Genomic DNA, 11,243 nt, shown 5'->3' on the forward strand with positions numbered 1-11,243 from the left:
ATTCTGAGTGGCGTCGAATTAATGCACATGATCAAGAAAGGGCAGATGAAATGTCGGGGCGAGACTCCGCTGTCTCCCGCACAGCAGTTCTACTCGCTCGTTTCATAAGCAATCCTCCGCATATCACCGCTGCTTGACCCGTTGACCTTACTGCGACAGAGCCGGACGAGGTCGTACCTGCCGCCCGGCGGGTGCTGCCCGCGCAGAATGTCCAGTCGTGGCTCACGCCGTGCTGGCGAGCGCTTGCTCAGCGGGCTGAATCGCTACCGTTTCGTACCGCCGACGCAGACAGTCACGCCGTGCCGCTGTGGCTTTTGGCGGGCGACAGGGCGGCTGCGATTGAAGCAGTCGAAGCCATTGAGTCCTGGTCGCGCATCCCGGCACCGCTTGCGTGGATGACCGAGGCACGCTACCGGGCGGCCGGCCTGGATGCGGCGTGGCCGCTGCTCGCGCAGCTGGCGTGGCTGGCGCCCGCGAGGTTCGTGGCGTTGTTGCCCGCCTTGGGTGATGCTTCGCTGGACGCGCTACGCCAGCGCTTCGATGCGGAGTTCCCCGGCACCGGCGAGGTCGACGACTATTCGTGGTTCCCGGCATGGCTGCTGCTGGTGAGCCGGCGCTCGCCGGCAGGTTAGGTGAGGCGCGCGTGCAGCGTGACCAGGCGGCATCGCGCGCGACGGCCCTGCTCGGAGAGATCCTGCGCCGGGAGCACGAAGGCGACCAGCATGAACTCATCGGGCTGCGCCAGGAGCTCAGCCGGCTGCATGCGGGCCTGTTCGACACCTACATGGCGACACGGAAAGTGCAGCACCGGTGAGTATGACGATCGGCGGCCACGATTACCGCTGATGCCGTAGTCGCATCGGCCAGTCGCGCGGAGGCACGGAGGCGACATGACATTGAAAGCGCAGTGGTACCGGGACAGACTCGCGAAAAAAAGCCGCAAGGGCTTCTGCGGCTACCCGGTCGCAACGGTGGCCTGCTATGGGCCCGATGACAGGCGGGCGACGAAGGTTGCCGTCGGCATCGTCGCGTACGAAGGCGCGGATGCTGATCCTGTTGAGCGGTGGTTCTGTGAAACGTCTGATGCGAGAACCGATCCGGAAATCACCGAAGCAGTCGTCCGGTTCATTGAACAGCATGGTGCGCGTTCGGTCGTCGCCGTCGATCGCATCATCGGGTGCCCGCATGAGGAAGGCATCGACTATCCGGAAGGCGAAATCTGTCCGTGGTGTCCGTTCTGGAGCGACCGTGACCGGTGGAGCGGCAGGTTGATCAGGTGAGGCCAGTTGGGTGCTCTCGCGACTGTGCACGGGGCAGCCGGCGTTGAAGCTGGGTGACGCTATTTCACGCGCGGAAGACCTTCAATATGTCCAATATGCGGGACGACCCGGATTGCTCCGCTCCCGAGCCTGCTTCTATCATCAACTCCCCGCTGCCAATCGCAGCCAAACGCGCCATCGGTAATGCGTCGCCGACAGCGACCTTAGCCGGGCAGGCACGGCCCACAGGCCAGTAGCCGGCGCAATCCCCTACGGCACCTACTCGAACGACCAGGAGACAGGAATGCTCAGCGCCCATGAATTTGCGACATTGATGCTCGTCAGGGACTCGGCCGACCATATTGCCGAGCGGCAGGAACTTGACACGTTGCTCGAACGCCAGCTCGTCGCCATGGAGCAGCTTGCCGGCGGTACGGTGCGGCCTCGAATTACGCAGGACGGAGATTCCCTTCTTCGGGCCTTCGCACGCCGTCACTGAGATGTCGCACCCTATGAGCCCGCAAGCCAATATGATGCAGGCTTGAGCGTTGTTCCGGACACTTGCCGCGGCCCAACTTCGAGGGCCGCCCGATCTGCACTGGGACAGCGCGAGCATGACGCCGTTTATGCGCCGAAGTTTACGACCGGGCTGACGACCGCGGCGGTTCGCGTCTGCTGCCAGGCGGGTCCGTACACGGCAACATGGCACGTCAGGCTGTTCGCCTCTTCGTCGCTGCATGCTAGCCGGGAAAGTGGGCGGACCAAACGCGGCTCGAGCACACATCCGGGCGCGCCATACCGTCGACGCCTTACCTGGCGCTCGTCGCCTTCTCCGGATCATTACCTGTCTGGGCTGCCCCGATCGGCGGCACGGCGTCGTTCATTGACGGCAGCGTCTCCTTCGGCGCTGCCGCGGCGGCGACGGCGTCCGGCTGGGCGGAGTCGGCCTTCAGGTAGTGGTCGACTAGCGCAAAGAAACGCTGATAGAAAACGCCGGCAGGAATCGTCTCGCTCGCAACTTTCACCATCGAGTCATCGCTTGAGCCGATCGGCAGCGACAGCGATCCGAACACGCTCAGTCCGACGCTCGCCGACGTGTTGCTCTTCTTCAGCGCATAGCGATCCTGCACTGCGTTCACGTACGCGATACTGCTGTTGCTTTTGGGGTCGTCGGTTGTACAGACCACATGGATTTCAATCACCGCGTGCGTATCGCCGGTGGGCTGGAAATTTTTCGAGCCGTCGACCGAATCGGGCCTCGTCGAACTGGCGATATATCCCTGGCTGAGCAACGCACGGCGGGCGGCTTCGCAGGCGAGCTCTGCCTTCCCGGCGAAATTGTGCATATAAGGGCTATCGCCTGCGTCGAACTGTTCTTGCTGGTAAAGCGGCTTCGGTGTCGAGCACGCAGACAGTGCGGTCGCAAGCGCAAGCACGAAAGCCGCGGAGGAAAAGCGGAATGGGGTATGCATGGCTGAATAGGTTGGACCGGCTCGAGCGGAGAAGGGGGCCGGCGCCAGATGGCCACGACACCCAATGCTCTTGCGCTGCATGAGAGGGACACATCATGCGGCCGATCCGGAAGTGAATGGGCCGGGCCATTATAGTTTTCTTTCCCTACAACAACCTTCGACGTTCTCGTGAGCGCAGATCCGTTACGTGGTACGGCGGATGTGGCAAGCTGACATGAGAGGACGCCCTTCTCAAGTTGGCCGAGGAAAGGTGAAATTTTTGACAAAGAGTAGGATTGCAAATCAAAAAATGCGGACGCCAGATTCTGCCATTGTCCATTGCGGTTTCAGCAGTTTGAAAGTCTCACTATCGGTAATGCTGTGGTGCCCACCATCCTTGTTGTCGATGACGATCCCAACATCCTGACCGCCCCTCCGGTTCCTGCTGGAGCCGGAGGGTTATCATGTTTTGACCGCACAGAACGGCGAGGCGGCACTGGCCGCGGCCGGTATCGAATTACCGGCGCTCGTGGTGACGGACTGAAAATGCCCCGGCTCGATGGTGTGGAACTGTGCAGGCGCCTGCGGCGCAGTCGCGCAACAGCGGGAATGCTATTGGTTATGGCCGCCGGCACGCTTCCGCCGCCCTCGGCAGGGCGGCCGTGGGACGTGTTCCTTCTCAAGCCGGTGCAGGCAGTCTGCCTGCTCAACGCCATCCGCGGGCTCCTGCTGCAGGTCTCGGCTGACACGAACGGGAGCCGATAGCCCCCCGCTTTTGCATATGCGCGTACGATCAGGCGGTCGCGTTGTTGTCAGAATGGAAATAGGCGTCGAGCGTCCAGGGCAGCGCGATCTGCCGTCTCACCAACCGGACGAGCGCTCCGGACGAAATGTCGCCGAACGTGAAGGTGATCTCCTCGAAGCCGTGACGGTTGTCAATACCGATCTGGACGCGCTCGACATCAGCGGCGTACTGCCCGAGCGCTTTCCATGCAGCTACGACCTGCAGCGTACCCCGGATTGCGCGCACGGTCAGCCGGTAGCGGGGACCGTCGACAGGACTGTTGCGTGAGGAGACGATGCGAATGGCGAGATCATCCGGCGGCACGAGGATCTGCGTACAGTCCGGCGACGCCGGCGGCGTCGAGCGTGAGCGGATCATGTTGCACTGGTTCCCGCGTGGCCCGCAAGACGCTCCTTCATCCAGTTGATGAGGCTCCCGCGCAGTACATACTGGGTCTGCCGGAGCGACATCGCGTGGTGAACTTCGAAGGTGCCGCCCCGCGTCGTGTTCTTGACGGTCAGTCCGTGACTCCTGGTCAGCGCATCGTGGACGTCGTCAAGCCGCAGCACGTCGCCGACCGCGATGCCGTCATAGTCGGCGGGATCGTCGAAGGTCAGCGCGAGCACGCCAAAATTTACGAGATTCTGCGCGTGGATGCGTGCGAAACTTTTCGCCAGTACAACACGCAGTCCAAGAAAGCGTGGCGCCAGCGCTGCGTGTTCGCGGCTTGAACCCTGCCCGTAATTGGATCCGCCAACAACAAGGTGATCACCAGTTTCCTTCGCACGCCGCGCATAGGCCGGGTCGATCCGCTCGAACGCAAAATTCGCAATTTCCGGGATGTTGCTGCGAAGCGGCAGCACCCGCGCGCCGGCCGGCATGATTTCATCTGTGGAGACGTTATCTCCCGCTTTCAGCATCACCGGCATTTCGATCATGTCGGGCAGCGATTCGAACGCCGGCAGTGAGGCGATATTCGGGCCTTTGAGCAGCGTCACCCGCAACGCTTTTTCAGCGGACAGCGGAGGGTCGAACATCTCGCGATGGACGATTGGATGATCCGGATCGGCAACGCGCGGATACGGCATGCCGTGCGTGCGCGGATCCGTGATCTCACCCGTGAGGGCCGACGCAGTGGCGGTTTCGGGGCTGACGAGACACACCCTGTCTTCGGGCGTGCCCGAGCGGCCGGGGAAATTGCGCGGCACGGTGCGCAGCGACAGCCCGTTGGTTGCGGGTGCCTGACCCATGCCGATGCAGCCGTTGCAGCCGGCCTGATGCAGGCGCGCGCCGGCATGAAGCAGGTTCACGATATGGCCGTCGCTCACGAGCATTTCGAGCTGTGCCCGTGAGGTGGGATTCACGTCGAACGACACACGGTCATGCACGGCGCGTCCGCGTACCATGGTTGCCGCTATCGCGAAGTCGCGGTAACCGGGATTGGCGGATGAACCGATGTAAGCCTGATGGATCGGCTCGCCCGCGACCTCGCGCACGGGAACCACGTTGTCCGGGCTCGACGGCATGGCGATCAGCGGCTCGAGGCGCCCGAGATCGATTTCGTCACGAACATCATAGGTCGCACCAGGGTCAACTATCAGTTCGGTCCAGTCGGCTTCCCGTCCCCACGCACGCAGGAAGCGCCGGACCTCCTGATCGGAGGGGAAAACGGTGGTGGTCGCACCGAGTTCGGCACCCATGTTTGCAATGACATGCCGGTCCATGGCGCTGAGTCCATCAAGCCCTGGACCGTAGTATTCGATGATCCTGCCGACGCCGCCATCGACCCCATGACGGCGGAGCATCTCGAGGATCACATCCTTCGCACTTACCCAGTCGGGCAACCGGCCCGTCAGTTTCACGCCCCAGATCTCGGGCATGCGCGTGAAGAACGGCTCACCTGCGATCGCCAGCGCGACCTCGAGTCCGCCCGCACCGATGGCCAGCATGCCGATTGCGCCAGCGGCGGGCGTGTGACTATCAGAGCCGAGCAGCGTCCTGCCCGGTTTGCCGAAGTTCTCCTGATGACACGGATGGCTGACCCCGTTGCCGGGCCGTGAGTACCACAGGCCGAAGCGTTGCGCGGCGCTCTTCAGAAAGAGGTGATCGTCGGCATTGCGGTAGTCCTCCTGGATCAGGTTATGGTCCACATACTGCACGCTGACTTCGGTCCTCACCCGGTCCAGTCCCATGGCCTCGAGCTCCAGCATAACGAGCGTGCCGGTCGCATCCTGCGTCAGCGTCTGGTCAATCGAGATGCCGATCTCCCCCCCGGGCGTCATGTCGCCCTCGATCAGGTGAGACCGGATCAGCTTGTGTGCGACATTCATGGGCATGGCCCAATCCTCCGAAGCCGGTTCACGGCAGGACCGTACCGGCGACGGTTGACTCCGGTTCGCCAGAGAGCGGAGATGTCTGCGCTCATGTGCGGGGCAGCAGCCGTGACCGCTGGATCGATCCTGGCGCGTATCGTGCTGTGCCGGATCCCGTAACTGAAATGGATAACGGTGCCGATAGCCATCCAGTTGACGAGACATAGCCAGGTGTCGGCCGGCAATCCGAGCATCATGCCGATCGCCGCCAGTGCCCTGTTCGCCTTAACAATCGCTTGCACTGGCGTGCTGGTCCTGCGGCGACCGGATCGTAGGCGAGCGGGCCGCGTGCGAACCGGTCGGGAATGGTTACGCCGAAACTGCGCAGCAGACTGACGACATGGCCAGACCAGCCAATCGCGACGCTAGTGGCGCCAATACAGTATTCGAGGATCAGATCACAGCCGATAATCCACGCGACGAGTTCGCCCAGTGTCGCGTAAGTATAAGTGTAGGGCGAGCACGAAGGAAATCACCACCGCCGGTCCCGCATTCGCCGCGGCCGCGTGTCCGGTCAGCACGAAAATCCCGGCGCCAATGATGCAGCCGATGCCAGGCAGGCTGAGGTCCAGCGCGGAGAGCGCGCGCCGGAGCGCGTGTTCGCCCCCGTTGCTGCAGTTCCTCCTCAGTCTGGGCCGCCTGGGCCTCTAGCACGTCGATGGGTTTTGTTTGCAGCAGCGTCATGGCGCGCTCCGGGCCCGCAAGTCTCGATGGCGAAGCGGTATTGTCGGGCCGGTGCCAGCTGCGCATGCGATTTCCGGCGCATCCTTCGTACCTCGTCCCCCATCGCGGGACCGCAAGCAACGAACCACCGTGCGCCGCTATTTCTGGTCGCGCCAGGTCTCGCCGCGCTGCTTGCTGAAGCCGGCACAACGGTCGTGGGCCCGATCGGCTGGGCCGAGGAGGCGCTGGCCTTTGTTGAGGACGAGGCTGATACGCTGGATGGCGCGGTACTCGACGTCAACCTTCATGGCGAAAAGTCGTATTCCATCGCCGACGCGCTGACGCGGCGCCATGTTCGCTTCGTCTTCGTTACCGGTTAGGGCGCCGAGGGGCGCCGAGGCGCTCGATGCTGCGTATCGCGACTACCCGCGATGCGAAAAGCCATTCGATGCGCACCTCCTCGTGCGGTCGCTGGCTGCCGCGTGAGTGACCAATGAGGCCCCATGCATGCGCCCACCATGCATGCGCCCAAATTCCGGGGTAAATCATGGCGCCCCGACTTTATTTTGCAGTCAACGCGGGTGGCGGGTATCGCAGGGATCGCCGGATGTTCGAAGGCCAGAATGAAGTCCGGATCCTGACAGGCCAGCCATTTCACGCGCAGCGGGCCCGCAACAACAAACGTCCAAACGGGTCGATGAAATCGCAGGTACGATGCTTGCTAAGCGAGTGATGCGTCGGCTTCATCGGTTGGTGAGGCCAGATCCTGCAGGGACCGATCGGTTCCTCCCGCCCTGATCGGCCAGAAGACTGACGTCATGCCTGAAACCGTCGGTTCCGCTGTGGGAAAGGAGTCCTGCCATGTCACTCACCCGTCGTCGTTTCATGATACTTACCGCTTCTGTTGCATCAGCGACGGTCCTTCCCGGCGCGTCGCAAGCGGACGCTACAGTGCTCCCTGAAAATGACCCGACGGCGGTGTCGCTTGGATACAAGATGGACGCCGCGAAGGTAGACAAGGCAAAGTTTCCCAGGTACCAGACCGGGCAGACGTGCGCCAATTGCCAGCTCTATCAGGGCAAGCCCGGCGCCGGGACCGGTCCGTGTCCGATCTACGGTGGGAAGCTGGTCTATGCGAAGGGATGGTGTAATGCTTACGTGAAAAAGGCTTGACGAAACGATGACTGAAACCGTCACCCGACCCAAACACGCCGGATCGTCAGCATCTGCGGGCCCTGCGCCCTTGGGCGAGCGTCCTGTTGACGGCAGATGCACCGGGACGCCGCCCGATGTCGCTGCCGAGCTGCTTGATCGACAGACGCGTGCGCTATTCGGCCGGGCGGTCGGTTGGGTACCGGCACCCGCGCTGCAACTGGCGTGGCTGGACTGGTCGCTGCACCTGGCCCGTTCGCCGGGCAAACAGTACGCGCTTTGGCAGCAATGCGTGCAACAGTTCTTTCGGTTGATGCCACGTCTGCAGCCAGATTCTGCTCGCCCCACGGCGGACCCCAACCTGGTGGGCGATCCGCGTTTCGCCGATCCGGACTGGGGACGCTGGCCATTCAGTCTGCTGCGCGATGCGTTCTTCCAGACGCAGTCGTTCTGGCAGAGTGCCACCACGGGTCTGGACGGTGTCACGCCGCACCATCAGCACATGGTCAGTTTTGCAGCGCGGCAGTGGATAGATATGCTTTCGCCCAGCAATTGCTGGTGGCTCAACCCGGAAGTGTTGCGCGCGATGATGGAGACGGGCGGGCGCAATTTCGTCGAAGGCGGGCGCCGTTGGCTGGACGACCAGCAGGAAGTGCTGGCCGGTTACAGCCCGCGCACCTCGCCCCAGCGGTGCGTCGCCCACTACGTGGGACAGCGTGTCGCAATCACGCCTGGCAGGGTGGTGTACCGCAACGAACTGATCGAGCTGATCCAGTACGCACCGCAAACCACTGCGGTATGGTCTGAACCCGTACTCATCGTGCCTTCCTGGATCCTGAAATACTACATTCTCGACCTGTCGCCGCACAACTCGCTCGTACGCTATCTGGTGGAGCACGGCCACACCGTCTTTATGGTGTCGTGGAAAAACCCGCGCGAGGACGCGCGCAACTTCGGGCTGGACGATTATCTGGAGCGCGGTATCTTCGATGCGATAACACGCGTGTGTCAGATGAGCGGCGCCTCCTCGATCCATACGGTCGGCTATTGCCTGGGGGGAACGTTGCTTGCCATCGGTGCGGCAGCGCTTGCGCGAGACAGCAGGACGTCCCTCAGGACGATGACGCTCTTCGCGGCGCAGACTGATTTCAGCGAGCCCGGTGAACTGGGTCTGTTCGTCGGGTGGAGCGAACTTGCAGATCTCGACGCGCTCATGTGGGACCAGGGCTATCTCGACGGCCGGCAGCTGGCACGTGCCTTCCAGTTGCTCCATTCGCGCGACCTGATCTGGTCACGGATGATGCACGAGTATCTTCTCGGCGAGCATACCAAGCCCACGGACCTGATGGCCTGGAACGCGGACACGACGCGCCTGCCATACCGGCTGCACAGTGAAACGCTGCGCGAGCTTTACCTGCGCAATGCGCTCGCCGAGGGTCGGTACCACGCACTCGGCCGTGCGGTGGCGCTCGCCGATCTCAGGCTGCCGCTGTTTGTGGTGGCCACCGAACGGGATCACGTGTCGCCGTGGCGCTCGGTCTACAAGCTGCATCTGTTAAGCCGCGCGGAGATTAGTTTCCTGCTGACCTCGGGGGGGCACAATGCCGGTATTGTCTCCGAGCCTGGGCACGCCGGACGCAGCTACCGCCTCAGTACACGGGGCAAGGATGCCCCCTATCTGGACCCGGACGAGTGGCATGCGCAGACTCCGGCACAGGAGGGCTCGTGGTGGCCGCGCTGGCAAAACTGGCTCGTCGCGCATTCCGGCGACAGGATCGCCCCTCGCGCGATGACCACCGAATCGGGGCTCTGCGACGCGCCAGGCACATATGTGCTCGAGCCTTAAGTGCAGCAGCAGCGAGGATTCACGACGATGGCATAGGCTGTCTGCCGCTGCTCGTAACGGTATGCGCGAACAACAGAGGCCCTTCCGCCAGGCATCAGGAGGCGAAGAATGTCGATCAGCAATATGTCCGGGATGCCGTCCGCCGACGGCGCGCTTTTGATCGACCTGTATGAACTCACCATGCTGCAGGCGTATTTCGAGCGTGGGATGAACGAGCTTGGGTGTTCGAACTGTTCGTCCGGACGCTGCCGCCGCAGCGCAATTTCCTTGTCGCAGCGGGGCTGGAACAGGCCATCGGGTACCTGACCACGCTGCGTCTGCGCGACGACGATTGCGACTGGTTGCAACGAAGCGGACGATTCACGCCGGAATTCATCGCGTCGCTTTCGGACCTGCATTTTACCGGTGACGCGGCGGCCCTGCCAGAAGGGACGGTCTGCTTCCCGAACGAACCATTGCTTCAGCTTGTCGCGCCGCTTCGCGAGGCGCAGTTAGTGGAAAGCCGGCTACTGAATCTTGCGCGCAGCCGACGTTTGAGTGCCAGTCTGAGGGCACGAACGAACGGCCGTAGATGGCCACGTGCCGCCTCATGCAATTGACATATGTTGCTTGAACCTCGCGAGGCTGCGATCGGCAGCACGCGTTTAGGTTTGTTCCGCGTTTAGGTTTGTTCGATGCCTGCCCGTACACGTGGTCGTTCGCTCACGAGCTCCATGGTCGAGGGCAGGCATCGAACAAACCTAAACGGGAGTGTGAGTTCGCTGATGCAGGAAGCTGCCGTCTAGCTGCTCGATGCCGCCGCCGTCAGCAATCCGCCACATTGCTGACGCACAGCCCAGACCGCCCCAACGTCGGCAATGGCCGACGACTCGTCGCAAGGCTGCCAAGGCGAGCGACCGCTGGGCCCCGGAAGCTATCGTTGATTTTGGCGCATGCTTGAAGGCTGGTTCAGCGTCGACATCAGTCTGCGCTGACGGTCTGATCGCGCGTCGCGCATTGAGTTAAAAGCATGGCGAGCATTCTCGGGTGCCCCTGAGACGTTCGTCGGTTAGTTTACGACGAAGTCGCTGTCTCGCCGAGCATCGATTGACGGCATGCAGAGCCGCCGCAATGACAGGCGTACATTTTCCGAACCTCCTCGGTGACATCGCCATCGACGACGAGGCCGTAGTCAATGAAAAGTTCGTCACCGGGCTTGATGGCAGTGACCGCATGAATAAAAACCCGATCGCCGGCCTCGACTGCCTCACAGTTGGGTGTGCATGCATGGTTCAGGAAGCGGGCGCTGTTGCCGCTGCGGCTGCCATCAATTACACGGCCGTCGGACAGACCAAAAACAAAGGTATGCCCGTTTTCGGATTGCTGGCTGGCGGCGGCGCGGCGCGAACTGGTCACTTCGCCCTTGTACCCGATGAGCCGATCGCCTGCAGCGATGGGCTGCAGCGCGAACAGTCCTTTGCCGTGGACCGAGGAACGTCGTGCTGTGATGCGTCGCAGCCGCATAGAGGGTGTTAGGCACTTTTTGTCGGACCTGGTATCCGGGCAGGATGAAAAAACGCAGGCCATACCCAACGGATGTGTCGGACGAAGAATGGTACTTCGCCGCTCCGTACCTGACCTTGATGAACAAGGACGCACCGCAACGCCGTTACGAACTGCGCGAGATGTTCAACGCGCTACGCTGGATCGTACGCGCGGGTGCACCATGGCGTTTGT

13 protein-coding genes and 3 pseudogenes are annotated in these 11,243 nt (G+C 62.4%); 10 read left to right on the forward strand and 6 right to left on the reverse strand.

The features are described from left to right. The 5 genes and pseudogenes from F6X42_RS40365 to F6X42_RS40380 form a co-directional block, all read left to right on the forward strand. Positions 1–108, forward strand: a pseudogene (locus F6X42_RS40365) (IS6 family transposase); the annotation flags it as partial. A 191-nt stretch (positions 109–299) separates the two neighbouring features. Further along, entirely contained in the window at positions 300–632 is a 333-nt protein-coding gene (locus F6X42_RS44920; protein ID WP_246530507.1) for a hypothetical protein, read from the forward strand. A gap of 11 nt (positions 633–643) precedes the next feature. After that, positions 644–814 carry a hypothetical protein gene (locus F6X42_RS44925; RefSeq protein ID WP_246530508.1) on the forward strand — a complete coding sequence of 57 codons (171 nt, stop codon included), beginning with the start codon at positions 644–646 and terminating at the stop codon, positions 812–814. Between the two features lie 76 nt (positions 815–890). Next, entirely contained in the window at positions 891–1,280 is a 390-nt protein-coding gene (locus F6X42_RS40375) for a M14 family metallopeptidase (protein ID WP_187639393.1), read from the forward strand. A 283-nt stretch (positions 1,281–1,563) separates the two neighbouring features. Next, positions 1,564–1,758 (forward strand): hypothetical protein, encoded by a 195-nt coding sequence (locus tag F6X42_RS40380; RefSeq protein WP_187639394.1) that lies wholly within the window; start codon positions 1,564–1,566, stop codon positions 1,756–1,758. 367 nt (positions 1,759–2,125) lie between these two features. Here the strand turns inward: F6X42_RS40380 and F6X42_RS40385 are convergent. The 5 genes and pseudogenes from F6X42_RS40385 to F6X42_RS44930 form a co-directional block, all read right to left on the reverse strand. After that, positions 2,126–2,731 (reverse strand): annotated as a pseudogene (locus tag F6X42_RS40385) (DUF2242 domain-containing protein); the annotation flags it as partial. 772 nt (positions 2,732–3,503) lie between these two features. Next, complete coding sequence (locus F6X42_RS40390; RefSeq protein WP_187639396.1) at positions 3,504–3,872, reverse strand: hypothetical protein; 369 nt, start codon at positions 3,870–3,872, stop codon at positions 3,504–3,506. Continuing rightward, entirely contained in the window at positions 3,869–5,830 is a 1,962-nt protein-coding gene (locus tag F6X42_RS40395; RefSeq protein WP_187639397.1) for an aconitate hydratase, read from the reverse strand. The genes F6X42_RS40390 and F6X42_RS40395 overlap by 4 nt, the downstream gene beginning before the upstream one ends. Beyond that, positions 5,821–6,063: an amino acid permease C-terminal domain-containing protein gene (locus tag F6X42_RS46200; protein WP_376776518.1), complete on the reverse strand. Its 243-nt coding sequence runs from the start codon at positions 6,061–6,063 to the stop codon at positions 5,821–5,823. The genes F6X42_RS40395 and F6X42_RS46200 overlap by 10 nt, the downstream gene beginning before the upstream one ends. An 83-nt stretch (positions 6,064–6,146) precedes the next feature. Further along, positions 6,147–6,550, reverse strand: a pseudogene (locus F6X42_RS44930) (amino acid permease); the annotation flags it as partial. Between the two features lie 26 nt (positions 6,551–6,576). Here F6X42_RS44930 and F6X42_RS44935 point away from each other — a divergent pair. The 4 genes from F6X42_RS44935 to F6X42_RS40420 all read left to right on the forward strand — a co-directional run bounded on the left by F6X42_RS44935 (position 6,577) and on the right by F6X42_RS40420 (position 10,126). After that, on the forward strand, positions 6,577–6,909 hold the full coding sequence (locus F6X42_RS44935; protein WP_246530509.1) for a response regulator: 333 nt from the start codon (positions 6,577–6,579) through the stop codon (positions 6,907–6,909). A gap of 481 nt (positions 6,910–7,390) precedes the next feature. Continuing rightward, positions 7,391–7,702, forward strand: a complete 312-nt coding sequence (locus tag F6X42_RS40410; RefSeq protein WP_187639399.1) for a high-potential iron-sulfur protein — start codon at positions 7,391–7,393, stop codon at positions 7,700–7,702. Between the two features lie 7 nt (positions 7,703–7,709). Next, complete coding sequence (locus tag F6X42_RS40415) at positions 7,710–9,527, forward strand: PHA/PHB synthase family protein (RefSeq protein WP_187639400.1); 1,818 nt, start codon at positions 7,710–7,712, stop codon at positions 9,525–9,527. 221 nt (positions 9,528–9,748) lie between these two features. After that, a complete protein-coding gene (locus F6X42_RS40420) occupies positions 9,749–10,126 on the forward strand; it encodes a beta/alpha barrel domain-containing protein (RefSeq protein WP_312893017.1) in 378 nt (125 codons plus the stop codon). Positions 10,127–10,580: 454 nt separating this feature from the next. Here F6X42_RS40420 and F6X42_RS40425 read toward each other — a convergent pair whose 3' ends face one another. Further along, a complete protein-coding gene (locus F6X42_RS40425; RefSeq protein WP_187639401.1) occupies positions 10,581–11,030 on the reverse strand; it encodes an SET domain-containing protein in 450 nt (149 codons plus the stop codon). 44 nt (positions 11,031–11,074) lie between these two features. On the opposite strand from F6X42_RS40425, the gene F6X42_RS40430 reads away from it, so the two are divergent. Further along, a partial coding sequence (locus tag F6X42_RS40430) for a transposase (RefSeq protein ID WP_187639402.1) occupies positions 11,075–11,243 on the forward strand: 169 nt, incomplete at its 3' end.

The sequence above is a fragment of the Paraburkholderia podalyriae genome (assembly GCF_014397785.1).
In the GTDB taxonomy this organism is placed as follows: domain Bacteria; phylum Pseudomonadota; class Gammaproteobacteria; order Burkholderiales; family Burkholderiaceae; genus Paraburkholderia; species Paraburkholderia podalyriae.